Origin of the sequence: Allostigmatella hybrida (assembly GCF_020103775.1) — a bacterium.
Taxonomy (GTDB): Bacteria; Myxococcota; Myxococcia; order Myxococcales; family Myxococcaceae; genus Hyalangium; species Hyalangium aurantiaca.
In genome coordinates this window covers 400,825-425,725 of sequence record NZ_JAHXBH010000002.1, presented here as the reverse complement: position 1 = coordinate 425,725, position 24,901 = coordinate 400,825, and the positions used below count along the sequence as shown (strand labels likewise).

21 protein-coding genes are annotated in these 24,901 nt (G+C 70.7%); 14 read left to right on the top strand and 7 right to left on the bottom strand.

Going from position 1 to position 24,901, the window contains the following annotated elements; translation table 11 throughout:
• Window positions 1-19 precede the first annotated feature (19 nt).
• Window positions 20-541 (bottom strand): FHA domain-containing protein, encoded by a 522-nt coding sequence (locus tag KY661_RS06910; protein ID WP_225409441.1) that lies wholly within the window; start codon window positions 539-541, stop codon window positions 20-22.
• 12 nt (window positions 542-553) lie between these two features.
• Complete coding sequence (locus KY661_RS06905) at window positions 554-1,081, bottom strand: FHA domain-containing protein (protein WP_075008515.1); 528 nt, start codon at window positions 1,079-1,081, stop codon at window positions 554-556.
• Between the two features lie 197 nt (window positions 1,082-1,278).
• On the opposite strand from KY661_RS06905, the gene greA reads away from it, so the two are divergent.
• The 8 genes from greA (at window position 1,279) to KY661_RS06865 (ending at window position 9,050) form a co-directional block, all read left to right on the top strand.
• A complete protein-coding gene (gene greA, locus KY661_RS06900; protein WP_075008514.1) occupies window positions 1,279-1,788 on the top strand; it encodes a transcription elongation factor GreA in 510 nt (169 codons plus the stop codon).
• 111 nt (window positions 1,789-1,899) lie between these two features.
• Entirely contained in the window at window positions 1,900-4,584 is a 2,685-nt protein-coding gene (gene recG / locus KY661_RS06895; RefSeq protein WP_225409440.1) for an ATP-dependent DNA helicase RecG, read from the top strand.
• A gap of 70 nt (window positions 4,585-4,654) precedes the next feature.
• Window positions 4,655-5,290: a protein-L-isoaspartate(D-aspartate) O-methyltransferase gene (locus KY661_RS06890; RefSeq protein ID WP_225409439.1), complete on the top strand. Its 636-nt coding sequence runs from the start codon at window positions 4,655-4,657 to the stop codon at window positions 5,288-5,290.
• A 66-nt stretch (window positions 5,291-5,356) separates the two neighbouring features.
• Window positions 5,357-5,908: a hypothetical protein gene (locus KY661_RS06885; RefSeq protein WP_225409438.1), complete on the top strand. Its 552-nt coding sequence runs from the start codon at window positions 5,357-5,359 to the stop codon at window positions 5,906-5,908.
• A complete protein-coding gene (gene thrC, locus KY661_RS06880; RefSeq protein ID WP_225409437.1) occupies window positions 5,905-7,242 on the top strand; it encodes a threonine synthase in 1,338 nt (445 codons plus the stop codon). The genes KY661_RS06885 and thrC overlap by 4 nt, the downstream gene beginning before the upstream one ends.
• 62 nt (window positions 7,243-7,304) lie before the next feature.
• A complete protein-coding gene (locus KY661_RS06875; RefSeq protein ID WP_225409436.1) occupies window positions 7,305-7,646 on the top strand; it encodes a hypothetical protein in 342 nt (113 codons plus the stop codon).
• Window positions 7,643-8,305: a dTMP kinase gene (gene tmk / locus KY661_RS06870; protein ID WP_225409435.1), complete on the top strand. Its 663-nt coding sequence runs from the start codon at window positions 7,643-7,645 to the stop codon at window positions 8,303-8,305. Before KY661_RS06875 ends, tmk begins: the two co-directional genes overlap by 4 nt.
• Before the next feature lie 13 nt (window positions 8,306-8,318).
• Window positions 8,319-9,050 carry a competence/damage-inducible protein A gene (locus KY661_RS06865; protein WP_225409434.1) on the top strand — a complete coding sequence of 244 codons (732 nt, stop codon included), beginning with the start codon at window positions 8,319-8,321 and terminating at the stop codon, window positions 9,048-9,050.
• A 3-nt stretch (window positions 9,051-9,053) separates the two neighbouring features.
• Here the strand turns inward: KY661_RS06865 and KY661_RS06860 are convergent, their stop codons facing one another.
• Complete coding sequence (locus KY661_RS06860; RefSeq protein WP_225409433.1) at window positions 9,054-14,099, bottom strand: tetratricopeptide repeat protein; 5,046 nt, start codon at window positions 14,097-14,099, stop codon at window positions 9,054-9,056.
• 183 nt (window positions 14,100-14,282) lie between these two features.
• On the opposite strand from KY661_RS06860, the gene KY661_RS06855 reads away from it, so the two are divergent.
• Window positions 14,283-15,323, top strand: a complete 1,041-nt coding sequence (locus KY661_RS06855; protein ID WP_225409432.1) for an oxidoreductase — start codon at window positions 14,283-14,285, stop codon at window positions 15,321-15,323.
• A 57-nt stretch (window positions 15,324-15,380) separates the two neighbouring features.
• Here the strand turns inward: KY661_RS06855 and KY661_RS06850 are convergent, their stop codons facing one another.
• Entirely contained in the window at window positions 15,381-15,878 is a 498-nt protein-coding gene (locus KY661_RS06850) for a hypothetical protein (RefSeq protein ID WP_225409431.1), read from the bottom strand.
• Between the two features lie 77 nt (window positions 15,879-15,955).
• Window positions 15,956-16,444, bottom strand: a complete 489-nt coding sequence (locus KY661_RS06845) for an NUDIX hydrolase (RefSeq protein WP_317987227.1) — start codon at window positions 16,442-16,444, stop codon at window positions 15,956-15,958.
• A 67-nt stretch (window positions 16,445-16,511) separates the two neighbouring features.
• Here KY661_RS06845 and KY661_RS06840 point away from each other — a divergent pair, with 67 nt between their 5' ends.
• From KY661_RS06840 to KY661_RS06830, 3 genes are read left to right on the top strand one after another with little or no spacing between them, the layout of a single operon-like run.
• Window positions 16,512-16,727 (top strand): DUF3185 family protein, encoded by a 216-nt coding sequence (locus tag KY661_RS06840; RefSeq protein ID WP_075008503.1) that lies wholly within the window; start codon window positions 16,512-16,514, stop codon window positions 16,725-16,727.
• Between the two features lie 54 nt (window positions 16,728-16,781).
• A complete protein-coding gene (locus KY661_RS06835) occupies window positions 16,782-19,556 on the top strand; it encodes a M20/M25/M40 family metallo-hydrolase (RefSeq protein ID WP_225409429.1) in 2,775 nt (924 codons plus the stop codon).
• Window positions 19,557-19,589: 33 nt separating this feature from the next.
• Entirely contained in the window at window positions 19,590-19,793 is a 204-nt protein-coding gene (locus tag KY661_RS06830) for a hypothetical protein (protein ID WP_075008501.1), read from the top strand.
• A gap of 19 nt (window positions 19,794-19,812) precedes the next feature.
• Here the strand turns inward: KY661_RS06830 and KY661_RS06825 are convergent, their stop codons facing one another.
• A complete protein-coding gene (locus tag KY661_RS06825) occupies window positions 19,813-20,643 on the bottom strand; it encodes an Ig-like domain-containing protein (RefSeq protein WP_225409428.1) in 831 nt (276 codons plus the stop codon).
• A 203-nt stretch (window positions 20,644-20,846) separates the two neighbouring features.
• Here KY661_RS06825 and KY661_RS06820 point away from each other — a divergent pair, with 203 nt between their 5' ends.
• On the top strand, window positions 20,847-22,049 hold the full coding sequence (locus KY661_RS06820; protein ID WP_225409495.1) for a M14 family metallopeptidase: 1,203 nt from the start codon (window positions 20,847-20,849) through the stop codon (window positions 22,047-22,049).
• 81 nt (window positions 22,050-22,130) lie between these two features.
• Entirely contained in the window at window positions 22,131-23,039 is a 909-nt protein-coding gene (locus KY661_RS06815) for a prenyltransferase (RefSeq protein WP_225409427.1), read from the top strand.
• Here KY661_RS06815 and KY661_RS06810 read toward each other — a convergent pair.
• Window positions 23,036-24,841, bottom strand: a complete 1,806-nt coding sequence (locus KY661_RS06810) for a cytochrome P450 (RefSeq protein ID WP_225409426.1) — start codon at window positions 24,839-24,841, stop codon at window positions 23,036-23,038. The genes KY661_RS06815 and KY661_RS06810 overlap by 4 nt on opposite strands.
• Between the last annotated feature and the right edge of the window lie 60 nt (window positions 24,842-24,901).

Genomic DNA, 24,901 nt, shown 5'->3' with positions numbered 1-24,901 from the left:
GCCGTGCGCGGGCGCCCCGCTACTTGTGGCGCCCGCCGGCCAGCTCCCCGCGCAGCCGCGCGTGCAGGGTCTCGGTGAGCAGGAACCAGAACTGCACGTGCCCGAAGCTCAGGATGTCGCCATCGCGCAGTGTCACCTCCCGGTCCATGATGAGCGTGCCGTTGAGGAAGGTGCCGTTGCGCGAGCCCTGGTCCTTCACCGTGCACCGGCGCTCGGCCTGGTTCCACTGCAGCCGCGCGTGCTGCTTGGACACCGAGCCATCCTCCACCACCAGCTCGTTGCCGGTGATGCGGCCAATGGACAGCGCGTCGGTCGCCTCCAGCGGGGGCAGCAGCGCGACGATGAGCTCGTCGAACTCGAACAGCAGCGAGACGATGCCCTGTTCAATCACCTTGGGGTCCGCCACCCGGGTGGTGTTCGCCCCCGCTGTGGGGTCCTCGGTGGGCGGGCGCTGGATGAGCGCGAAGGGGCCCAGCTGGCGGCGGAAGGCGTCCAGCGGGAGGGACGTGCCGAGTGCTCGCAATTCCTTGACGGAGATCATGACGGGTGTGCCTCAAGCGTAGTGCGCGGTGTGCAACATCGACAGGAGACTGAGCGTCTCCAGGAAACAGAATTCCGTATCCCCGAAGCTCAGCATGTCCCCGTCGCTCACGAGGGCATTGGCGTCGCGGATGTACTCGGCGTTGATCAACGTGCCGTTGCGGGAGCCCAGGTCCGTCAGCATGCACCGGCGCGCCAGCGCGTCCCAGCGCAGCACCGCGTGGCGCTTGGAGACGGACGGGTCGTCCACGACGAGATCATTGTCGGGCAAGCGGCCAATCTGCAGCTCCTCGCTGCCCCGGATGGGCGGCAGCGTGGCCACGCTCAGGTCATCCAGGTGCTGGAGCAGCTCCGCCATGAGCATCTTGGCGGAGGCCTGTGCGCGCGCCACCCGGGTGCGGTGCGCCCCGAGCCGCAACGCCAGCCGCTCCATCACCGGATCCGGCGGCTGCCGCACGAGGACGAAGGGCCCCACCTGCCGCAGGAAGTCCTCTTTCTGGAGATTGCCCGCCAGGGCCCGGACCTCGCGAACCAACAGCATGCGCCCAGCCTAGTGGGTTGGTTGTCCGCCGAACACCCAGACGCTTATCGGGCCGTGCCGGCTGCTTTCGTTTGCTCGATAGTCAAAGCTCTCCTACATTTGGGGCAGCTTTGCGGTAGCCGCTCTCCGGCCGCCCCTGGAAAGGGCGTGCCGGAAGGCGGCCCTTTTTATTTTTTGCCCTGGAAGGAGCTGGTTCGATGAGCGGTAACATCCCGATGACCCCCTCCGGTCTCCGGAAGCTCAAGGAGGAGCTCAAGCAGCTCCAGACCGTCGAGCGCGGGAAGATTTCTCGGGAGATCGAGGTCGCCCGGGCCCATGGAGACTTGCGCGAGAACGCGGAGTACCACGCCGCCAAGGAGAAGCAGGGCCACATCGAGGGCCGCATCCTGGACCTCAATGACTGGATTGCCCGGGCCGAGGTCATCGACACCAGCAAGCTCAAGGGCGACGTGGTCGTCTTCGGCGCCACCGTGGTGCTGCTGGATCCGGACACCGACAAGACGGTGACCTACCGCATCGTGGGCGAGCTGGAGGCCGACATCAAGAAGCGCTGGCTGGCGGTCACCTCGCCGGTGGCCCGGGCGCTGATTGGCAAGCGGGTGGGGGATGTGGCCCTGGTGCGCAGCCCCGGGGGCGAGCGCGAGTTCGAGATCCAGGACATCCGCTTCGAGGATCCGCAGGACGACGAGTCCGCCCCGGCCCCCTGACGCACCGCCGCCGGAGCAGCGACCGGGGGAGGGGGCCCGTGCCCGCTCCCCCCGTTCCATTCCGTGCGGAACGTCATCCCCGCTCTTTACGATGGGCGCTCGGATTCGCACGTGAGCCATCCACTTGTCAGCCTCGTAGGGCCTCTGCGGTACGCCTGTCAGCGGGACTTCGCCCAGCTGTCCACGGTGAGGGATTTGCGCGGCCTGCTGGAGCGGGCCCTGGCGGGCGCCTCGGGGGTGGATTCCCAGGCGCTGACGGTGCTTCGCGCCGCGCTGCCCCACGTGGATGCGCCGCGGGTGGAGCACCGCAAGGCCGCGCTGCGGCGCATCGTGTCCGCGCTCCAGCTCAGTGGCCTGGAGCTTCCCCCCGAGCTGGCCTGCGTGGCCGCGCAGGAGGCTCCAGTCCCGGAAGGCGCTCCCGCCGCGCGGGTCGAGCCCGTGCGCGAGGGCGTTCCCCCGTGGAAGGCCGCGGAGCCGCTTCCCGGGGGCCCTGCCTCCGGGCGGCTGGCCTTTCCGGCCGCACCGAAGCCCGCCGCCGCGAAGCCCCCCGCCGTGAAGCCTCCGGCCACGGCCGCGCAGAAGGCGCCGGAGCCAAAGGCCGACGCACCGAAGAAGGCCGCCGCGGGCAAGAAGCGCAAGCGCGCGGCGGGGGCCGAGGAGTCCCGCGCCGAGGCGAAGCTGCTGTCCATCGCGCCGCGCTCGGGGCCGCTGTCCACGCCGCTCAAGACGCTGGGCAAGCGGCTCGGTCCGCGCTTGCTGAATGCCCTCGACAAGAAGGGGCTGCGGCGCATGGGGGACATCCTCTTCCTGCTGCCGCGCTGCTACGAGGACCGGCGCAAGCTGCACACCATCGCCGGGCTGGAGCCGGGCAGGCGCGGCGTCACCGTGGGCACCGTGAAGTCGGCGGACTACGTGGCCGGCCGCAACGGCAAGCGCTACTTCAAGGCCGTGGTCGCCGACCCGTCAGGGAGCATCGCCGCCACGTATTTCCACGCCGGGCCGTGGCTCAAGAGCCGCTTCACCGTGGGCAAGCGGCTCGTGCTCTCCGGCGAGGTCCGCGCCTCCATGTCCGGCCGGGAGATGGCGCACCCGGAGATCGAGCCCGCGGAGGATCTGGAGTCCTCCTCGGTCCACTTCAACCGCATCGTCCCCATCTATCCCGGCTTCGAGCGGGGGGATCAACGCTCGTTCCGCGATGTGGCCGCCCGGGTGAGCGAGAACTACGCGCAGCAGATCGAGGAGCCGCTGCCCGAGGCGCTGCGTAAGCGGCTCGGGTTGGTGACGCTGCCCGAGGCGCTGCGCAGCATCCACTTTCCTCCGGACACCGCGGACCTGGAGGCGCTGGATTCACACCAGAGCCCCGCGCACCGGCGGCTCGCCTTCGATGAGCTGTTCTTCCTGCAGCTCGGCATGGGGCTCAAGCGCCAGAACGTGAAGACGGAGCGGGGCATCGCCTTCAATGTCTCCCGGGAGCGGATGGCCCGGGCGCGGGGGGCGTTGCCCTTCCAGCTCACCGGCGCGCAGTCGCGCGTGGTGGACGAGCTGGCCGAGGACATGGCCCGCGCCGAGCCCATGAACCGGCTCGTCCAGGGGGATGTCGGCTCGGGCAAGACGGCCGTGGCGGTGGTGGCCTCGCTGCTCGCGTTGCAGGACGGCTACCAGGTGGCCGTCATGGCCCCCACGGAGATCCTCGCCGAGCAGCACGAGCGCAGCTTCCGCCGGCTCCTGGAGCCGCTGGGCTTCCGCGTGGGGCTGGTCAGCGCCGCCGGGACGGCGAAGCACAAGCGCGAGGTGCGCGAGGCCGTGGCCCGGGGGGAGATTCACCTCGCGGTGGGCACCCATGCCCTCATCCAGGGCGGGGTGGCCTTCGAGAAGCTGGGGCTCGCCGTCATCGACGAGCAGCACCGCTTCGGGGTGCTCCAGCGCCACACGCTGATGAGCAAGGGCCCCACGCCGGACGTGCTGGTGATGACCGCCACGCCCATTCCCCGCACCCTGGCGATGACGCTCTACGGGGACCTGGATGTCTCCATCATCGACGAGCTGCCCCCGGGGCGTACCCCCGTGTCCACCCGCGTCTTCAACGCCCAGCAGCGCGCCCGCGTGTACGAGGCCGTCGGCGCGGAGATCGCCAAGGGGCACCAGGCGTACATCGTCTATCCGCTGGTGGAGGAGTCCGAGAAGCTGGACCTGGAGGACGCCACGCAGGGCGCGGAGAAGCTCCAGCAGGTGTTTCCGCATGCCCGCGTGGGGCTGCTCCACGGGCGGATGAAGCCCGAGGAGAAGGACGCGGTGATGGAGGCGTTCCGCGAGCGGCAGATTCACATCCTCGTGTGCACCACCGTGGTGGAGGTGGGCGTGGACGTGCCCAATGCCTCCGTCATGGTCATCGAGGCCGCCGAGCGCTTCGGGCTCTCGCAGCTTCACCAGCTCCGGGGCCGGGTGGGGCGCGGCGCCGCCATCAGCTTCTGCTTCCTGATCGCCAGCCTCGCGCGCTCCTGGGAGTCCACCGAGCGCCTGTCCGTGATGGAGCACAGCAGCGACGGCTTCGTCATCGCCGAGAAGGACCTGGAGATTCGCGGCCCCGGGGAGTTTCTCGGCACGCGCCAGAGCGGCCTGCCGGAGCTGGCCGTGGCCAACCTCGTCCGGGACGGGGACCTGCTTTCCCTGGCCCAGATCGAGGCGCGGAAGATTCTCGAACGCGATGCCCACCTCCAGGCGCCCGAGCACCTGGGGCTCGTGAAGGCCCTGGAGGAACGCTGGGAAGGCCGTCTGGCGCTGGCCCGGGTAGGATAGGGGAGGCGCGCATCCTACCTGTCCATCCCGGGGGCATGCGTATCCTTATATAGGGAAGGAGGAGGCACCCATGGGAGACCGCATCCTGGCGGAGGCGCTGGCCAAGAAGGGCATTCAGGATTCCCGCGTGCTGGAGGCCATCGCGCGGCTGGACCGCGCCGCCTTCATCCCCGAGGCCCTGCGCCATGCGGCCACGGAGGATTCTCCCCTGGCCATTGGCCATGGGCAGACCATCAGCCAGCCGTACGTCGTGGCGCTGATGTCCCAGGCGCTCAGCCTGCGGGGAAGCGAGCGGGTGCTGGAGATCGGCACGGGCTCGGGCTACCAGACGGCCGTCCTCGCGCAGCTGTGCAAGGAGGTCTACTCGGTGGAGATCGTCCCCGCGCTTGCCCGCTCCGCGAGCCTCCTGCTGAAGGACCTGGGCTTCTCGAACGTCTTCCTGCGCGAGGGGGACGGGGGCCAGGGGTGGCCCGAAACGGCGCCGTTCGACGTCATCATCGCCACGGCGGCCCCGGAAGCCGTGCCGCCCCGGCTTCTGGCCCAGCTTCAACCGGGTGGTGTCATGGTCATCCCCGTGGGGCCTCAAGGGGGGGCGCAGGAGCTGCTGCGGATCACCCGATCCCCGGAAGGCCTGTTGCCCCGGGTCGAGCACCTGTTGCCCGTGCGCTTCGTGCCGATGACGGGCGAAGTCCAATCCCTGGGCTAGCGCACGGCGCAGCGTTGCTCCCGGGGCATGTGGCCCGTTAACCTTCACGGCATGATCATCTGCCCGATGTGCGAGCACTCCCAGGCGCAGGGGAGCGAGTGCGAGAACTGTGGCAAGAAGCTCCAGCAGCCTATGCAAGCGGCCCCCGTGGTGGTGGCACCGCTGCCGGAGCTGGAGCAGACGCACCACGCGGGTGGCCGGGTCGCGGTGCCCAGCGAGCTGATTCCCGAGCTGGACTTCACGCGCCAGAAGGCAGGGCCGGATCTTCCCGCCCAGGTGCTCCCGGAGATGGAGACGACGCGGTCGGCCCCGGTGGCCCACGTCCCCCTTCAGCCCGTGCAGGATCTGGACACGGGCCGGGCCGCCGCGGATGGCGTGCGCACGGCGGCGCCCACGGGGGCCGTCGTCTGCCGGTACTGCCGCAACGTCCAGGCGGAGGGTCTGGTGTGTGACCGCTGCGGCATGCGGCTGCCCCGGGCGCGCCTGGCCCCGGCGGCCGAGGCCCAGAAGGCGGGCTCGGAGGAGGACGCGTGGAAGCCCTGCCAGAAGTGCCGCACGCCCACCCGGCCCGGGAAGCTCTGCTCGGTGTGTGGCACGCGCGTGGCGGCCGAGCCATGAGCGCTTCGGGCCCGGCCTTCCGCGCGGAGTACGCCTGCAGCGAGGCCTGTGGCTTCCGCACCTCGCTCTGGGAGGTCATCTACCGCTGCCCTCGCTGCGGCTCCCTGCTGGAAGTCTCCCATGACCTGGAGGCGCTGCGCGCGGTGCCCGCCGCCGAGTGGAAGCGCCGCTTCGAGTCCCGCTTCGGCCAGGCGCGCCTGCCGCACGCCTCGGGTGTCTGGGGCAAGCACGAGTGGGTGTGCCCGGAGCTGCCGGCCGAAGACATCGTCTCCCTGGGCGAGGGGCGCGTGCCGCTCAAGCCCCTGCCGCGCATGGCGAAGGCGCTGGGGCTGGGCAGCCTCGACTTGAAGGAGTGCGGCGTGTCCCCGACGGGGAGCTTCAAGGACTGGGGGATGACGGTGCTCGTCTCCGCCGTGAAGCACCTGCGGACGCGCGGCGTGCCCCTGCGGGCGGTGGCGTGCGCCTCCACGGGGGACACCTCCGCGGCGCTCGCGGCCTACTGCGCCGCGGCGGGCATCCCCTCCGTGGTGTTCCTGCCCAAGGACAAGGTGTCGCTGGCGCAGCTCGTCCAGCCCATCGCCAACGGGGCGCGCGTGCTGTCGCTGGACACGGACTTCGACGGCTGCATGAAGCTGGTGCAGCAGGTGACGGAGGACCGGGGGCTGTACCTGGCCAACTCGATGAACTCGCTGCGTATCGAGGGGCAGAAGGTGGTGGCCTTCGAGCTGGCCCAGGACTTGGGCTGGGAGGTGCCCGACTGGGTCGTCATCCCCGGCGGCAACCTGGGCAACGCGAGCGCCCTGGGCAAGGGCTTCCAGATGCTGCACGCGATGGGGCTCATCTCCCGGCTGCCGCGGCTGGCGGTGGCGCAGGCCCAGCGGGCCAACCCCCTGGTGCGCTCCTTCCGGGGCGGCTTCAGTGAGCTGGAGCCCATGAAGGCCGAGCGCACCCTGGCCTCGGCCATCCAGATCGGCAACCCGGTGTCCTTCAAGCGCGCGGTGCGGATGCTCCGGGCGTTCGACGGCGTGGTGGAGGATGCCAGCGAGTCCGAGCTGGCCAACGCCGCGGCGCGGGCGGACCGGGAGGGCACCTTCACCTGTCCCCACACGGGCGTGGCCCTGGCGGCGGTGGAGAAGCTGGTGGCTCAAAAGGTCATCGCCCCGGGGGCGAGCGTGGCGGTGGTGGCCACGGCGCACGGGCTCAAGTTCGCGGACTTCAAGGTGGGCTACCACCGGGGCACCCTGGCGGACGTGGAGAGCCTGCGGGCCAACCCGCCCCTGGAGCTGCCCGCGGAGCTGGGCGCGGTGCGCGAGGCCCTGGAATCCCTGGGTTAGGGCGGCCCGGAAAGCAGGGCTGCCGGCTCGACGGCGGGCAGGGGCTGCGCTATGCCCCGCCCGTGAACGCCGACAACCCCGATGAATTGCGGTCTCAGCTCGAGCAGCTCCAGGGAAGCCTGGCCGCCCGGCAGAGCATCCTCCACTTCGCCCACGCGGGCGTGGCCACCCTCGTGGCCTTCATCCTGGGGGGAGCGGCCGCCAAGCTCTTCTGGGACTCCCTCCGGACGCCGGTGCTGGGCTTCGTGGCCGCCGCGGTGGCCCTGGGGCTCGTCGTCTATGGGCTCTCGCACTACCTCAAGGGGCGCCGGGAGCTCGCCGGCGAGCTGAAGCGCTACGGCGACCTGCTGGAGCTGCGGCGCCGGCTGCGCCTGGACAATCCTTCCCTGTTGCTGCCCCGGTGAGCACCGTGCGCCGCAAGCCGGGCAAGGGGCGCTTCTTCGTTCTGGAGGGGCTGGATGGGGCGGGCACCACCACGCAGGCCGAGCGCCTCGCCGCCGCCCTGCGCGCCGAGGGCCACACCGTGCTCACCACCCGGGAGCCCTCGGATGGGCCCATCGGGACGATGATTCGCCAGGCCCTCACGGGCCGGCTCGTCCTGCCCCAGGGGGGTGGGCCGCTGGCGCCGGAGACGCTGGCGCTGCTGTACGCGGCCGACCGCACGGACCACCTGAAGGCCAAGGTGCTCCCCGCGCTGGAGGCGGGGCACATCGTCCTGAGCGACCGGTACGTGCTGTCCTCGCTGGCCTACCAGGGCGCGGCGCTGGCCATGGCGTGGGTGGAGGCGGTGAACGGCCACGCGGTGTCCCCGGACCTGACGCTGTTCGTCCACGTGTCCCCGGCGGTGGCGGCGCGCAGGCGCGCGGCGCGGGGCGGGGCCAAGGAGCTGTTCGAGGAGGACACGCTCCAGCGGCGCATCGCCCGGCAGTACGAGGAGGCCATCCGGCGGCGCGAGTCCCAGGAGCCCATCGTCCGCATCGACGGGGAGGCCTCCGTGGAAGCCGTGACGGAGGCGGCGCTGGCGGAGATTCACTCCGTGCTCGGGCGCAAGCGCGTGCGCTAGACTCGGCGCTCCCATGGAGCGTACCGGCGCAGCGGCGGTCATCATCGGCAACGAAGTGCTCACCGCGAAGGTGGTGGATGCCAACGGTCCGCTGCTCATCCGGCGGCTGAGGGAGGTGGGCATCCCCCTGCGCTCGGTGGAGATCATCCCCGATGACGTGGACATCATCGTGGAGGCGGTGGCCCGGGCCCGCGCGCGCGCCCCCTACGTCTTCACCAGCGGGGGCATCGGCCCCACGCACGACGATGTCACCGTGCGCGCGGTGGCGCTGGCGCTGGGGCGGCAGGTGGTGCGGCTGCCGGAGATGGTGGAGCTGGTGCGCAAGCGCTCGGAGAACCTCACCGCCGAGGCCCTGCGGCTGGCGGACGCGCCCGAGGGGGCGGTGCTGCTGCCCCAGGAGGGCACCTGGTTCCCGGTGCTGACGGTGGACAACATCTTCCTGCTGCCCGGGGTGCCGCAGCTCTTCAAGCTGCAGCTGGAGACGGTGCTGGCGCGGCTGCGCGGCACGCCGGTGCACCTGTGCAACCTGTACCTGCGGCTGGGCGAGAGCGCCATCGCCGCGGTGCTGGACCGGGTGGCGCTCGACATGCCCCACGTGGCCATCGGCTCCTACCCGGTGTTCGACGCCACGCTGGACTACCGGGTGAAGGTGACGGTGGAGGCCGCCGAGGCGGCGCCCGTGGAGCAGGCCGTGGCGCGCATCCGCGGCGGCCTGCCCGCGGATGCCATCGTCCGCCAGGAGTAGCGGCTACAGCGACATCCCCAGCCGCTGCCGCATCCGGAAGAAGTCGTCCGAGAGCGAGAAGTTCAGCATCTCGCGCAGGTCCTCGCGGTGCTTGAGCGCCGCGAACACTGGATCCATGGAGTCGATCTTCGAGTTGGACATGGCCGGATCCTCGCGCAGCACCACCCCGAGGCCCACCGAGACATCGCCGCACATGAGCATGCCGGCGCGGTCCGCGGAGAGCGAGAGGGCCTCGGCCATGGCCTTGGCATCCACCCGGGTGGCATCGCCCAGGGCCATGGCGGGCATCTCCAGGGACTTGAGGGCCTTGCGCGTGTAGGCCTTGCGCAGCTGCTTCACCATCTCGTCGTTCTTGCGGCCGAGCGCGGAGAACTGGGGGGCGAAGATGCGGATGGAGTTGCCCAGCAGGTCCGCCGTCTCGCCCTGGGAGAGCTTCGAGAGCATGGCCGTCCGGTTGAGCAGGCCCAGCACCGCGCGGCCGATGAGGAACTTCTGCTCGCGGGCGTTGAACTTGCGCACCACGTCCTGGCCCACGCACACGCACAGGGGCTCGGTGGTCTCCAGCGTCATCAGCCCGCGGCGGGCCTGGTAGACTTCGAACTCCTCCACGCCGAAGACCTTGGCCACCGAGAGGATGGCCTTGAACACGGCCGAGTCCGGCTTGAGGCGGTCCACCTTGCGGTCCACGCCCAGCATCTCGAACTGGGGCGGGTAGAGCTTGCCCACCTGGTCACCCACGGCGCGCAGCACCTCCAACAGGGGGCCCCGGGCGGAGGGCGGCAGCAGGGCGTTGTCCAGGTCCGCCAGCGCCAGGCGCTCCTGGGCCTCGTGGGGCAGGCGGTTCTTCGCCTCGCTGTAGAAGACGCTCTCGGCCTCGTTGGCCGAGCGGAGGAACTGCAGCACGGCGGCGGCGCAGAAGGCCTTGTCGTACTGCTTGAGGCCTTCCCACAGCTTGAAGAGGGCGTGCAGGCTCTCCACGCGCGAGGGGTCCAGCTTGAGCAGCTGCCGGTGCTCCTCGATGGCCATGGGCGTGGTGCTGCTGTCGCGCGTGTAGAGGTCGGCGAGGGCCGCGCGCGCGGCCAGGTGCGAGGACTCCTGCTCCAGCACCTGGCGGTAGACGGCGATGGCGCGGGCAGGCTGCTCCAGCGAGCGGGCATACAGCTCCGCCAGGCGCATCCGCACGGCCTGGGCGCGCTGGGGCTCCGAGGCGAGCGCCCCCACCTGGGCCTCCAGCATCTGCGCCAGCTCGGGCAGGCTGGCCGAGCGCTCGTAGAGGATGACGAGCCGGTCCACCAGCGCCGTGTCGCCCGGCACCAGCTCCAGGGCCTTGCGGTACAGCAGCGAGGCGCTCGCCATGTCGTTCAGGCCCTCGTCGTGCACGCGCGCCAGCTCCACGGTGTGGCGGGCGCGGTCCTCGTTGGGCAGGTCCTGCTCCAGCAGGCGCTTGAGGCAGTCCACGGCGCCCGTCCAGTTGCGGCCCTGCAGGTGCAGGGTGGCCAGCCGGTCCAGGGCCTCGGTGTTCTTGGGCAGCGTGGCGAGCGCCGTCTGCAGGTGCGCGGCGGCCCGGCCCGGCTCGTTGAGGTGCGTCTGGTAGAGCCCGCCCAGGGTGAGGTGGTGCTGGGCCAGCAGGCGCGGGTCTCCGCCCTGCTGCACGCGCTGGGCGAGCGCGGCGGCGGCCTCGGCGTAGTTCTGGGAATCCAGCAGGAGCCGGCCCTTCAGCTCCAGGGCATCCGGGAAGCTCGGGTGCGCCTGGAGGGCGCGCTCCACCAGGGCCAGGGCCTTGGCGCGGTCATCCAGCGCGGTGAGGAAGAGCTTCGCCCCGCTGACGAACGCGGAGGCGGCCCCGGCGGCATCGCGCTTGACGAGCCGGGCCTCGCCGCGGCGCTCGTGCAGGGCGGCGAGGTCCGCGGTGCCGCCGCGCTGGGCGAGCAGGTCCTCCAGGCCGGTGGTGGCCGCGGCGTTGAACGGATCCTTCTCCAGGGCCTGCCGGTAGAGCAGGGCGGCCCCGTCGAGATCATTCAGCTTGGAGGAGGAGAGCTTCGCGGCGGCGATGAACGCCTCCACCGCGCTGCGCGAGTCCTTGCTGGCGCGGGCCTCGGCCTCCAGGCTGGCGCGGGCGGCGGCGGGGTTGCCCTGCTTGAGCTGCACGCGGCGCGCGCCCATGAGGGCGGGCAGGCACGTGGGCTGGCCGTCCAGGATGGACTGGTAGAGCTGGGCGGCGCGCTCCAGGTCCCCCAGCTTGGTCTCGGCCACGTCGGCGGCGCGCAGGAGGAGCTCCACGCGCTCGTAGGGGTCCGTTACCGCCTCCAGGCGGCGGGCGTACAGCCACGCCAGGCCCGCGGCGTCCCCGGCCTGGCGCATGGCGCGCTCCAGGGCGAAGCTCACGCGCACGTCGGCGGGGTCCTCCTGGAAGGCCAGCTTGTACTCGTCCAGGGTGCTCTCGGAGAGCGTCTGGTCCTGGTCCACGGCGGCCGACAGGCGCAGCGCGGTGCGCAGGCGCGTGTCGGTGACGCGCTCGGCGAGGCGGGCGCGCAGCTCGGCGCGGCGGGCGCGGTCGCCGGAGCGGATGCGCTCCAGCATCTTCAGGGCGGAGAGCTGGCCCGGCTCGAGCTGGAGCACGGCCTCGCAGCACTGGGCGGCGCGGGTGGGCTCCTGGAAGCGGTCCATGTAGAGGCGCGCCAGCTTGAGGTAGGCGGCGACCTTGGCCCCGGGCGAGTGGCCCACCTGGGTCTCCCGGTCGAGGATGGCCACCAGCTCCTTGGTGTTGTCCTGGGTGACGTACAGGCGCTCCAGGGCGCGCAGGGAGGCGGCGTGGCTGGGGGCCACGCGCAGCACCTCCTGGTAGCCCTCGATGGCGAGCCCCGGCCGCTGGAGCTGGTCCTCCCAGATGGCGGCGGCCTGGAACAGGGCGTTGGCGCGCTCGGTGGGGTCGATGCGGTTGGCGGCCTCAGAGCGCAGCACCTCGATGAGGCTCTCCCAGGCGTTCTGGGTCCGGTAGATGCGGGCCAGGGCGCGCAGGGCGGGGAAGTAGCTGGGCGCCAGCGTCAGCGCCTCCTGGTACGAGGCGATGGCCTCGTTCTCGCTCTTGAGCCGGTGCTCGTACAGCTCGCCAATCTTGTAGATGAGCGTGGAGGCCTGCTCGGTGGAGGAGGCGATCTCCGCCTCGGCCCGGTACATCTTGATGAGCTCGTTCCAGCGGCCCTCCTGCGCGTACAGCCGCCCCAGCGCCTTGAGCGCGGGCAGGTACGAGGGGGACAGCGCGAGCACGCGCTCGTAGACGGTGATGGCGCCGGGGCGGTCCTTCAGGTGCTCGTCGAGAATCTCGGCGTTGCGGTGGTAGAGCGAGAGCACCTGCTTGGTGTCGCCCGCGAACGAGGCCTCGAGTTCCTGGGTCTCGATGAGCTCGCGGTACTGCCCGGCGCGCTCGTAGAGGCGCGACAGGTTGCGGAGGGTGGGCAGGTGATCCGAGGCGAGATCCAGGATGCGCTTCATGCAATCGATGGCGTGGACCAGATCGCTCAGGCGGTCCTCGTAGATGCCCGCCATCTTGTTGAGGGTGGTGATGAGCTGATCGCGGTCAGCCGTCTGGAGCAGATCCTGCTCGTACATGGCCACCAGCTCGGCGAAGCGGCCCTGGCGCTCGTAGAGGCGGGCCAGCGCCTTCTGCGCGGGCAGGTAGCCCGGCTGGAGCTGGAGGCAGGCGTTGTAGCGGGTGATGGCGTCTTCCTGGCGGCCCAGCCGCTCCTCCAGCACTTCGGCCGCCTTGTACATGCGGGCGGCCTTCTGCTTGGGCTCATCGCCGGCGGCGATCTCCGCGTCGAACACGGAGACGAGCCCCTCCCAGTTCTGGAGCCGGTGGTAGAGCTTGCCCATGCCCGCGAGCGCCGAGGCGTGGCCGGGGATGCGCGCGAGGATGGCCTGGTAGCGGGCGATGGCGTCCAGCTCCCGCTTGAGGTCCTCCTCGTAGAGGGCCGCCAGGCGCAGGTTGATGGCCACCAGCTCGCTCTCGTCGTTGATGGAGCCCACCCACGAGAGCAGCACGTCGGCCAGCTCCTCGTAGCGGCCCTGGGTCTCGTAGATGCCGGCCAGCTCCGACAGGACGAGCGGCTCCTGGGGCGTCACGCGGCGGGCGGCCAGCAGCGCGGCGAGGGCGTCGTCCTTGCGGCCCAGGCGCTCGTAGATTTTCGCGATCTGGAGGTACGCGGGGGTGGCCTGGGTGCCCAGCAGGTGGGCCTCGGAGGCCAGGGCGGCCAGCATCTCGTCGGTGCGGCCCTCGCGCTCGGCCACGCGCTTGAGCGAGGCGAGCAGCAGCAGGTCCGAGCGGTCCAGGGTGAAGGCCTCGCGGAAGCAGGCCGCGGCGGCCTCGGGCTGCTTGAGGCGCTCCTCCAGCACCAGGCCGGCGGAGGTGAGGTAGTGGGCGCGCAGCGCGGGCGTCTCCAGGGCGGCGGAGAGCAGCCGGTACACCTCCACGAGGGCCTCGGAGTCGTTGCGGGCCGCGTAGTGCGCCTCGAGCTGGGTGAGCAGCGCCACCTCCGTGGGCTTCAGCTCCAGGCACTGCTGCCAGGTGGCCTTGGCATCGGCCTCGCGGGACAGGCGCTCTTCCAGGATGGTGGCCTTCTCGAAGAGCAGCGCGGCCTTCTGGCGGGGCTCGTCCGTGCCGTTGAGCTCCGCGTCCAGCAGCTGGAGCACCATCTGCCAGTTGCCCACATCGGCGAAGAGGCGGCGCGCGGCGCGGATGTTCACCAGGAACTTCGGCGCCAGCTTGTAGGCGGCCTGGAAGGCGACGGCGGCGTTGCGCGGGTTCTTGAGCGTCTCCTCCCAGATGAGACCCAGCTCATGGAAGAGCAGGGCCGCCTGCTGCGGCTCCGAGACGCTCAGGGCGCGGGCCTCCCGGTCCAGCGCGGCGACGCGCTCCCGGGCCTCCTCCTCGGCCGTCACAGGAGGCAAGGTTCCCAGGTTCTGGGCGAGCACCTCGGTCGCGGGCTTCGCGGGCGGCACGGGGGGAGAGACGAAGGACGAGGTCTTCGTGAGATCAGTCGGCTCGCTCATCGGGAAGCAGGCTCCGGCGGTGAAGAATGCGGGGCCTCGGGGGCCCCCGGCCTGGGGGTCGTAACATGCAGCCAGCCAACCCCTCAAGTTCCCGACTTCCTTGATGAAATGAGTGTCTGATCCCCCTGGAGACAGGCAAGCGAGGGCTTGGGATGGCGCCCGCCCCACGCTACGGTCGGGCCCATGGCGGACCTTCCTTCCCCTCGAAAACCCCTGCGCGTGGGCCTGATCGGCTACGGCCTGTCCGGTGCCACGTTCCACGCCCGGCTGCTCGCGGCCGAGCCCGCCTTCGTCCTGGATGCGGTCTCCACCCGGAACGCCGAAGCGGTGGCCCGGGACTGGCCCTCGGCCCGGGTGCTGTCCGTGGACGCGCTGCTGGCGGACCCCACCCTGGAGGTCGCCATCGTCACCTCGCCCAATGACAGCCACGCGGAGCTGGCGCGGCGGGCGCTCCAGGCCGGCAAGCACGTGGTGGTGGAGAAGCCCTTCACCCTGGACTCGGGCGAGGCGCTCCAGCTGGGCGCCCTGGCCCGGGAGCGCGGCCTGTGCCTGGCCGTCTTCCACAACCGGCGCTGGGACGGGGACTTCCTCACCGTGAGCCAGCTCCTGGCGCAGGGGCGGCTCGGCACGTTGTACAGCTTCGAGAGCCACTTCGACCGCCTGCGCCCCCAGGTGAAGAAGCGCTGGAAGGAGGACGCGGTGCCGGGAGGGGGGCTGCTGTGGGATCTCGGCGCCCACCTGATTGATCAAGCCCTGCAACTGTTCGGCCTGCCCGAGTCGGTGATGGCGGACCTGGGCCTGCAGCGCCCTGGCGCCCAGGCCGTGGACTGGTTCCACCTGCTGCTGCGCTACGGCGAGCTGCGGGTCATCCTGCGCTCGGGCTCGGTGGTGCACGAGCCCTGGCCGCGCTTCGTGCTGCACGGCGAGGCGGATGCCTTCGTCAAATATGGGCTGGATCCCCAGGAGGAGCAGCTCAAGGCGGGCCTGCTGCCGGGCGCCCCGGGCTGGGGCGCGGAGCCCCCGGAGCGGCATGGCCGCTTGAGCCAGGGCGGAAGCGTGCCCACGGCGCCGGGAAGCTACGGACGGTTCTATGGCCAGCTGGCCGCCGCCATCGCGGGCCAGGGGCCCGTGCCTGTGACGGCGGAGAGCGCCGCGGAGGTGATCCGCGTCATCGAAGCGGCCCAGCGCAGCGCCAGCGAGGGCCGGCGCGTCTCACTGGCCTGACGCGTTCCTGGCAAGCCGCCCCGGAGGACGGGAGGCGGCCCACCCGGGAGGCGGACTTCAGTTCGGCCGGATCTGCTTGAGGGCCTGCTCGACGTAGCGCACGCCCTTGGCGGTGATGGCCTTGCCCTTGCGCGTCTCCTGGGCATAGCCGGTGTTCATGCGCAGCGCCTTGGCGGCGTTGGGGGCGGCGTAGCTGACGCCGAAGGTGCCCCAGAAGCGCGAGGTGGTGCCGGACGTCACCTCCAGGTTGATGGCGCGCGCCAGGTAGAGCGGGATGAGCGAGCGCAGGAGCTGATCCTTCTGCTGCTGCCCGGCGGTGACGAGATCCTTCTGCTGGGGGTGGCCCTTGAGCGCGTCGACCAGCTGCGTCACGGCCTGGGAGGACTGAGCCCGCGGAGCCTTGGTGCCAGCACGTGCCGGGCTCGCCTTGGGGCTGCTCTTGGCGGCGGCCTTCGGGGCGGCGGACTTGGCGGCCTTCGCGGTACGGGCCGGCGTGCGCTTCACCGGGCGGGCGGAGGAGGTCTTTTGGATCTTGGCTTCGGGCTTCTTGGGCATTGAGGGCTCGATGGCAGTTAAGGGCAGTGTCTCACGGCAGTGCTTCCACTCAGAGTAGGTGATCTCTGGTTCACTTCTCAAATTCGGGCATAGGACCAGCTCACCGCGCGGCCCTGGGCGTAGGGCATGACCCCATGGAAAGCCCGTGGATCACTATCGAAAACCAGGGGAAGAAAGTGCCGGTCCCCATCCCACAGGGGCAGTTTCAGGATGTCCTGAACAGGCACCCAGGACAGCTCCCCCTCCGGGTTGCGCTCCAGCGGGGTGCCGGTGAACCGGTCGATCAGGAAGACAAACCCCAGCCAATCCTCGCCCTTGGGGCCGAACCCGGGCCAGCTGATCGTCCCCCGCAGCCGCAGATCCACACACTCGAGGGCGGCCTCCTCGCGGATCTCCCGGCGCATGCAGGACACCACATCCTCGTCCGGCTGCATTTTCCCGCCCAGGCCGTTGTACTTGCCGAGGTGCGCATCCTGGGGGCGGGCATTGCGGTGGATGAGCAACACCCGGCTCCCGTCGGGGGACAGGACATAGCCGAGCGTGCCGATGATGGGGGTGTAGGGCATGGCGCGCTGCATACCGGATCCGCCGGGATGGGGTAGTTTGCGGCACCAACTCGGAGAAGGAGGGGCTGTGGCCCGGCTCGTGGGAGTGATGCTCGCCGTCGCGGGGGCAGTGGTGCTGTGGATGGGATTGAAGGCGAAGGACTCGCTCACCGAGCGCGCCAGCGAACTGCTCACCGGCGGTTACACCGAGCGGACCACGCTGTACCTGGCCGGTGGGGGCGCGGCGCTGGCCGGTGGAATTCTGCTGGTGCTGTTCGGCGGCGGGGGCCATAAGCGCAGGTAACAGCGAGGAAAGGGCGTTGAGAGGCCTGGGAGGCGGTGCCATGGTCGGCCCGCCATGAAGCGTTCCCTGCCCCTGCTTGCCCTGATCTCTTGTGCCACCCCCTCCACCCCAGGCCCCGCAGCGGGCGCCCCCGCGGCGGCCCTGCGGCCGGAGGAAGTCCACCTGGCGGACCTGCGCCAGCTCACCTTCGGCGGGGAGAACGCCGAGGCCTACTGGTCCTTCGACGGGAAGCACCTCTCGTTCCAGGCGAACCGGGGGGACATGGGGTGTGACCGCATCTTCCGGATGACGGTGGACCCCTTCTCCGAGGCCCAGGTCTCCAGCGGCAAGGGCGCCACCACGTGCGCCCACTTCCTGCCGGGGGACCAGGAGCTCATCTACGCCTCCACGCACCTGGGGGGCGAGGCGTGCCCGCCCAAGCCGGACCGCTCCATGGGCTACGTGTGGGCGCTCTACGACAGCTACGACATCTTCAAGTCGAACGTGGATGGCAGCGGGGTGACGCGGCTGACGGAGACGCCTGGGTACGACGCGGAGGGCACCGTCTGCGGCAAGGACGGCTCCATCCTCTTCACCTCCACCCGGGACGGGGACATCGACCTGTACCGCATGGACAAGGACGGGGGGAACGTGCGCCGGTTGACGGACGCCCCCGGCTATGACGGCGGGGCGTTCTTCAGCGCGGACTGCTCGAAGATCGTCTGGCGCGCCTCGCGCCCGAAGCCCGGCAAGGAACTGGAGGACTACCAGGGGCTGCTCGCCCGGGGGCTGGTGCGGCCCTCGAAGCTGGAGCTGTTCGTGGCCAACGCGGACGGCTCGGAGGCCAAGCAGATCACCTATCTCAACGCGGCCTCGTTCGCCCCGTTCTTCCACCCCAACGGCCAGCGCATCCTCTTCTCGACGAACTACGGGGACCCCAAGGGCCGCGAGTTCGACATCTGGGCGGTGAACGTGGACGGCTCGAACCTGGAGCGCATCACCACCGCGCCGGGCTTCGACGGCTTCCCCATGTTCTCGCCGGACGGCAAGTGGCTGGCGTTCTCCAGCAACCGGGCCACGGAGCCGGGCAAGGGGGACACCAACGTGTTCCTGGCGCGCTGGGTAGAGGACGCCAAGCCGGTGGCGGCCGTCCCCACCCCCGCGGATCAGGTAGCGAAGGACGCCGCCTTCCTCGCGGCCCCGGAGCAGGAAGGCCGGGGCATCGGCACGAAGGGCCTGGAGGCCTCGGGGGCCTACATCGAGAAGCGCTTCGGGGACCTGGGCCTGAAGCCGGCCGGTGACGGCGGCACCTTCCGCCAGGCGTTCCCGGTGACGGTCTCGGCGAAGCCGGGCCCGAAGACGCAGGTGTCCCTGGGCGGCAAGGCGCTCCCGGCGGACGCCTACACGGTGCTGGGCTTCTCGGCGCAGGGGGCGGTGCAGGGGCCGCTGGTGCTGGCGGGCTACGGCATCGCCGAGCCCTCGCTGAAGGTGGACGACTACGCGAAGCTCGACGTGAAGGGGAAGATCGCCGTGGTGCGCCGCTTCGTCCCGGACAGCCCGGAGTTCGCCGAGACGGAGAAGCAGCGCCGCTCCGGCGACCTGCGGCACAAGACGTGGGTGGCGCGGGAGAAGGGGGCCAAGGCGCTCGTGGTGGTGGACTGGCCGGTGGCCCCCACGCCGCAGCCGAAGGACTGGGCGATGCCCACCGAGGCCGCCCTGCCGTCCCCCTCCATCGAGGGACCGGGCGACGCGGGCATCCCCGTCATCGTCGTGAAGCGCTCGGCGCTGGAGCCGCTCATGGCCCGGCTGAGTGGGGGCAAGCGCGTGGAGGCGCGCCTGGAAGTGGAACTGGAGCGCGAGACGCAGCAGACCTTCAACGTGGCGGGGCTGCTGGAAGCAGGGGAGGGCAAGCAGCCCGGAATGGTGGTGATCGGCGCCCACTACGATCACCTGGGGCTCGGTGGACGGAACTCCCTGGCTCCGGACAAGCGCGAGCCGCACGTGGGGGCCGATGACAACGCCTCGGGCGTGGCGGCGCTGCTGGAGATCGCCCGGCAGCTGAAGGAGAAGCGCGCGGAGCTGCGCCGGGACGTGCTCTTCCTCGCCTTCTCCGGGGAGGAGTCGGGGGTGCTGGGCTCCTCGTACTTCACGCGCGCGCGCGGGGAGGCGGGGATGAAGGACGTGGCCGCGATGCTGAACCTGGACATGGTGGGAAGGCTGCGCGGCAACACGCTCTCGGTGCTGGGGGCGGAGTCGGCCGAGGAGTGGAAGCCGCTCGTCGCCGCCGCCTGCGAGCAGGCGCGCGTGCAGTGCACCACGGGAGGGGACGGCTACGGCCCGAGCGACCACTCCCCGTTCTACGCGGCGGGCGTGCCGGTGCTGCACTTCTTCACCGGGACGCACTCGGACTACCACAAGCCTTCGGACACGGTGCAGGCGCTGAACGTGGCCGGTATCACCCGGATCGCCGACATCACGGCCGCCATCGCCCGGGGGCTGGGGGAGCGCCCGGCGCTGACCTACCGGAAGCTGCCCTCGCCGGCGCCGCAAGGCGACATGCGCAGCTTCAACGCCTCGCTCGGCACGGTGCCGGACTACGCGGGGCCGCCGAACGGGCAGAAGGGCATGCTGCTCGCGGGGGTGCGCGCCGGGGGCGCCGCGGAACAGGCGGGCCTGAAGCGGGGGGACATCCTCGTGAAGCTCGGCACGCACGCGGTGGGCAGCGTGGAGGACCTGATGTACGTGCTGAACAGCGCCAAGCCGGGCGAGACGGTGACGGCGGTGGTCCTCCGCGACGGCAAGGAAGTGCCCCTGCCGGTGACCTTCCAGGAGAGCAAGCGGCCCCGGTAGTGGGAGGAGGGCGGTTGAGGTAGGCTCCAGGCCATGTCGCATCCCAAACCGCCCCCCAAGAGCCGTGCGGACAAGGTCTACACGGCGCTCCAGGGAGATGACGAGTTCAGCACCTTCTCCATCGACCCGGACCGCAAGCCCAAGGTGGTGCTGGACACGAACGAGTCGGTCCGGGCGGTGGCCACGCCCATCTCCCGGTCGATCATCCGCTTCTTCCGCAAGGTGTTCGGCGAGTAGCCGCCGCCCCTGGGGCTCCCTACTTCTTCTTGATGGTGAGCTTCGCCTCGGTGGTCTTGCCCGCGCCCGCCGCGGTGATGGTGGCGGAGCCGGGCTTGACGGCCTTCACGTTGCCGGTGGCATCCACGGTGGCGATCTTCTCGTCGCTGGAGGTGAACGAGAAGCTGACGCCCTTGATGGCGGCGCCGTCGGTGCCCTTGGCCACGGCGGCCAGGGTGGCCGTCTCGCCGACCTTCAGGGTGGCGGGGACCGTCTCAAGGGCGACGGCGGAGATCTCCGGCAGGGCCACGACGACCTCGAACCCCTGCTTGAGCTCACCGGAGGTGGCCGTCACGGACGTGGTGCCCACGCCCTTGGCGACGAGCTGGTTGCCCTGGACCTCGACGATGGCGGGGTCGGCGCTGGTGAACGCCACCGGGGCGTCCTTCACGGGCTGGCCCGCGTCGTCCAGCACCTGGCTGTCCACGGCGGCCGTGGTGTCCAGCCCCGTGAGGGACAGGGGCGCGCCCTTCACGGCGATGCTGGCGGGGATGCTCACGGTGACGGGCACGGTGGCGCTCTTCTCCCCGCTCTTCACGGTGATGGACGCCGAGCCGCTCTTGCCCGCCGTCACCGTGCCGGAGGGGTCGACCTGGGCCACCTTCCCGTCGCTGGAGGCGTACTCGAACTTGGAGTCCTCGACGGGCTTGCCGTCGGCGGTGAGCGCGCGGGCCTGCAGGGCCTCCTTCTGGCCGGCGGAAGAGAGCGACACCTGCGCGGGCTTGACGTCGATCTTCTCGACCTTCTGGCAGCCAGCGGCCGTCAACGAGACCGCGGCCACGAGCATCACGGGATGAAACAGTGACTTCATGATGGATTCTCCTGCGGATAAAGCTTGCAATTCAAAGGATTGGGGGAAGCCCCCGCGAACCCATACCAAATTGTGAGTGTCTTCACCTACTCTCTGATGTGTCACCGCCCTTTTCCTGGCTCAAACCCGTGACTGCTCCAGCCCCTTTGATCACCGATATTTGGAACACCGTCCGTTTCCACGAATTGCCGCCGTTGCCGCTCGTGCGCCACGCGCAGGTGGAGGCCTGGGTGCGCCGCCTCCGGGAGGAAGCCCCGGACGTGTTTCAGGTGGAGACCGCGGGACACTCGGTCGAGGGCCGGGCACTTCACCATGTCTGGTTTGGCCGGGGCCCGAAGCACGTCTTGCTCTGGTCCCAGATGCACGGCGACGAGCCCACGGCCACCACGGCGCTGTTCGAGCTGTTTGAATACATCCGGCGGGACCGCGAGCACCCCCGGGTGGAGGCCTTGCTCGCGGGGCTCACCGTGCATGCGGTGCCCATGCTCAACCCGGATGGGGCCGAGCGCTTCCAGCGGGTGAACGCCCAGGGCATCGACATCAACCGGGACGCGCTGATGCTCCAGACGCCGGAGGGCCGCACCCTCAAGGCCCTGCGCGACCGGCTCCAGCCCTCTTTGGGCTTCAACCTTCACAACCAGGACTGGCGGACGGCGGTGGAGAAGACGCGCAAGCCGGCCTCCATCTCGCTGCTGGCGCCCGCCTTCGACGAGGCGCGCGGCGACAACCCGGGGCGGGTGCTCGCCAAGAAGGTCTGTGCGGTCATCCGGGACGCGCTCGAGCCTCTCATTCCGGGCCAGATTGGCCGGTACAGCGATGCCTTCGAGGTCCGTGCCTTCGGGGACAACATCGGCCGCTGGGGCACGCCCACGGTGCTCATCGAGACGGGCCCCTGGCCCACGGCGGACCATGACGAGGCGCTGCGCCGGTTGAACTTCGTGGCCCTGGTCACGGCGCTGGAGGCGCTGGTGAACGGGCAGGCGGAGGCGGCGGACCTGGGGCGCTACGACTCGATTCCCCTGAACGAGAGCAAGGGCCTGCTGCGCCTCGTGGTGAAGGGCGTCCAGGTGTTCGGCGAGGCCGGGGAGGCCTTCACGGCGGACCTGGGGGTGGCGGCGAGCCCCGCGGTGCGGAAGAAGGCCGGAGCGGCCGTGGCGGTGATGGCGGGCGAGATCGCGGAGCTGGGAGACCTGCGCGTCTTCGGGGCGCTGGAGACGGTGGACGGGGCCGGGCTCACCGTGGTGCCGCTGCCCCCCGAGCCGCCGAAGGAGGGCGACACGGTGCCGCTGCCGCCGCGGGGGGACTGCACGGTGCGGGTGGGCCAGCCTGCGGAGCTGATGCTCTTGCGCGCGGCCCCTGCGCCCGGCCTGTGGCGCGTGGAGCGCCTCATCCGGTTCGAGCGCTAAGCCAGGGAAACAGCAGGCATTCCGTAGAACTCAGGAATTCTTGCTTGACTGTGAAATATCAGGATTACAGTATAAACGTCCATGTTAGAATCTGGACGTTTACGCGCGTACTCCCGGCTCCTGAAGCTCAACCTTCCCGAACTCGGCCTGTTTCCCCTGATTGGCTTTGGGATTCTGGCGGCGGACATCCAGGGCGCGAGGCCCTGGCAGCTGTGTCTGGCGTTCCTGCTGTTCAGCCTGTGCTGCTCCACGCTGTCCATCGTGCTGGATGACATCGAGGGCTACCGCGACGGCGTGGACCAGACGCATGCGCTGGCCGCGAAGCGGAACATCACCAAACCCCTGCTCACCGGGGAGCTGACCCTGCCGGAGGCCTGGAAGGCGGCGGCGGCCATTGTCCTGTTCGCGGCGGTGACGGGCACGGGGCTGGTGTGGCTGACCCCCGCGCCGGCGGTGGCGACGCTGGGGCTGCTGGTGGTGACGATGGCGGGCGTCATCCAGTACTCGTGGGGCACCAAGCTGTCCTACCGGGGCCTGGGCGAGCTGGTCGTCATCTACGGGGCGACGATGACGGTGCTGCTGCCGGTGTGGCTGCTGCGAGGCCACCTGGACACGGCGACGATCTGGGTCGCGCTCATGGCCGGCATTCCCTACGCCGCGCAGATCGCCATCTCGAACGCGGTGGACTACGACGGGGACAAGGCCAGCGGCCGGCGCACCCTGACGGTGATGGTCGGCGCCCAGCGCGCGCCCTGGATTGCCCTGACGCTCCTCGGGCTGTTCTGGGGGCTGTTCGTGGCGGGCCTGGCCACGCGCACGTTGCCGCTGGCGGTCATCACGTGGCTGGTGCTGCTGCCCAACCACGTGCGTGTGCTCCGCTGGGCCTTCGAGGGCCGGTATGCGGACTCCCGGCTCCTGTCCTTCAAGACGATCCGGCTCCAGCTCGGCGTGTCGTGCCTCTCGCTCGCGGCCGGGGCGATCCTCGGTTAGGCGCTGGGCGCAGCGGCTGGGGCGCCCCGGTGACGCAGGCGCACCGAGAGCCCCTTCGGGTGCATGGTGAACGAGAGGACCTCCCGGACCTGGTCCGGGGGGCCGATGCGCTCGACGTCGAAGTTCTGGAAGAGGGTGGCGAGCACCACCCGCATCTCGAGCAGCGCCAGGGTCCGGCCCGGGCACATCCGGGGGCCTGAGCCGAAGGCGAAGTGGCCCATCGGATCCGACGAGCCGCCGCCGGGCTGGGCCAGCCAGCGCTCGGGCTGGAAGGTCTCCGGCTCGGCGAACTGCGAGGCGCTGCGGGACACCGGGCGCAGGAGGGCCCAGGTCGCCGTGCCCTTGGGCAGGACGACATCCTCCAGCACCAGGTCCGTGTTCGTCTCCATGAACATCACTGGAACCACGGGGCGCAGCCGCATCGCCTCGTTGGCGATGGCATTGGCGTAGGACAGCTTCCCGGCGGTGTCGATGTCCCCGGGAACCATGGCCTCGCCGAGCACGGTGCCCAGCTCCTCGCGCAGCGCGGCCACCGCCTGGGGACGGTTGCAGAGCTCGTGGACGGCCCACGCCAGGGTGTGCGCGGTCGTGTCCTCTCCGCCGCCGACAATCTGCAAGGCATTGCCGAGGATCGTCTGCTTGGGGAAGGGCTGGCCTGCCTCGTCCCGGGCACAGGCCATGGCCTCCAGGAAGTTGGCGGGCTGCTCGGCCCGGGAGGGGTCCGCGGCGAGGCGGGCGCTCGCGCCATCGACGAGCCCGGACACCCAGGTGCGAAGCTCCTCGAGCACCCGGTCCAACCGGCGGTCGACGGGGAGCTTGAGGAAGCGCCAGTAGGGGACGATGGCGGTGAGCCGACGGTTGAAGGCCGCGAAGATCTCATCGAACTTGCGCTGGAGCTCGTCCTCGCCGCCGCCGAGCGCGTTGACGTCATGGCCGAAGGCCAGCTGCGTCGTCACATCGACGGCGAAGCGCTGCAGGTCCTCGGACAGCGCCACGGGTTGCCCGCTGTCGGCGGCCAGCTTCCAGCGCCGGTAGAGGCGCTCGGCGACGTCCTTGAGCGTGGGGTAGAAGGTCTTCAGGTTGCGGTTCGAGAGCGCCACCATGGTGAGCCGCCGCAGCGAGCGCCAAGGGGCGCCCTCGGCGGACAGGACGCCCGGCGTGCCCATCTCGGCGAACACCGTGGCGAAGCTGCTCATGCGCCGGAAGTTCTCGGGGCGCTGCCGGAGGATCTGCTGCACGAGCGCGGGCTTGGACACCGCGACGACGTCCCGGGGCCCCAGGCGGAACCGGAAGATGGAGCCATAGGTCGTCTCCCAGCCCTCGATGACCTGATGCATCCGGTCCGAGAGGAGCTCCAGGGCGTTGCCCACGAGGGGATAGCCCGAGGGGCCCGGCAGCTCCGCGATGGACCGGAGGCGGGCGGCGCGCTGGGGGCCCGCGGCCTCGCGGAGCGCCCGGACATCCGCGAACAGACCGTCCTCGCGCACCTGGGCAGGACAGGCGCGCAGACACTGGGGCCCCTCCAGCCGCTGGCCGGAGGTGGTGTCGAAGCGCCAGCGGTGGTTCCGGCAGACGAGCTCGGTGCCATGCTGCTCGCCCTCGCCGAGGAGCGCGCCCTGGTGGGGGCAGCGCCCCTCGAACACCTTCAGGCCAGAGGGGGCGCGGACCGCCACCAGATCAATGCCATCCACGGACAGGGCGAAGGGGCCGGGGCCGCGCAGCTCCTCGGTCCGGGCGATGTGTGTCCAGACATTCGAGGAGGGCTCGGCGGAGCCCTTCTGTTCATCACTGGGTAGTGCCATGAAGACACACTAGCAAGTCGCGTCAGGGTATGGTCGTTCGGATTCACCACCCGAGAGGAC